At 58.2% G+C, this 631-nt stretch carries 1 tRNA gene and 1 other RNA gene; one reads left to right on the top strand and one right to left on the bottom strand.

The features are described 5' to 3' along the window. Positions 1-141: 141 nt before the first annotated feature. Positions 142-227 (bottom strand) — tRNA-Ser (locus QP140_RS09770). Positions 228-445: 218 nt separating this feature from the next. Between QP140_RS09770 and ffs the strand changes: the two genes are divergently transcribed. Further along, an RNA gene (ffs, locus tag QP140_RS09775) (signal recognition particle sRNA small type) lies at positions 446-540 on the top strand. Positions 541-631: the final 91 nt, after the last annotated feature.

Raw genomic sequence — 631 nt, forward strand, 5'->3', positions numbered from 1 at the left:
AACCTCGGCATCCAAAAAGGCTGGATCAAATAACCGCAACACGCCCGGAAAAGACACACTTTTCTTTACTTAACCCGTTCACTGTGCCCCTACGCAACGAACGAAACCCCAGGCAGCGAACTACCTGGGGTTTCCCAACTGCGGAGGATGAGGGATTTGAACCCTCGAGGGGCGTGAGCCCCGCACGCGTTCCAGGCGTGTGACATAGGCCGCTAGTCGAATCCTCCGCTGACTACTATACCCAGGGCCACCAAGCGCACAAAATCCCCAGCGCTCGCAGCATTTCCGACCCCGCGAGGCGAAGCGCACAGCCGATCCTGGAACCGCCGTGAGGTCGGGCTCCAACCCCACTGGAATCAACCCCACGTCCCCGCAAGCCAGCGCCCGAAAGATTGACCCGCAGGATCGAGCGTTGGCCAGGGCCGTGGTGATGCGTTATGCTTTAGGCGGATTCCGCGTGGCGTGCATCTTGTGAACTCCCCCAGGGCAGGAATGCAGCAAGGGTCAACGAGCTCTCACGGGTGCGCGGGGTCCTTTTATTTTGCCCAAAAACTTCGCGGGTTAAGTAAAGAAAAGTGTGTCTTTTCCGGGCGTGTTGCGGTTATTTGATCCAGCCTTTTTGGATGCCGAG

Origin of the sequence: Corynebacterium sp. UMB9976 (assembly GCF_030212265.1) — a bacterium.
GTDB lineage: Bacteria > Actinomycetota > Actinomycetes > Mycobacteriales > Mycobacteriaceae > Corynebacterium.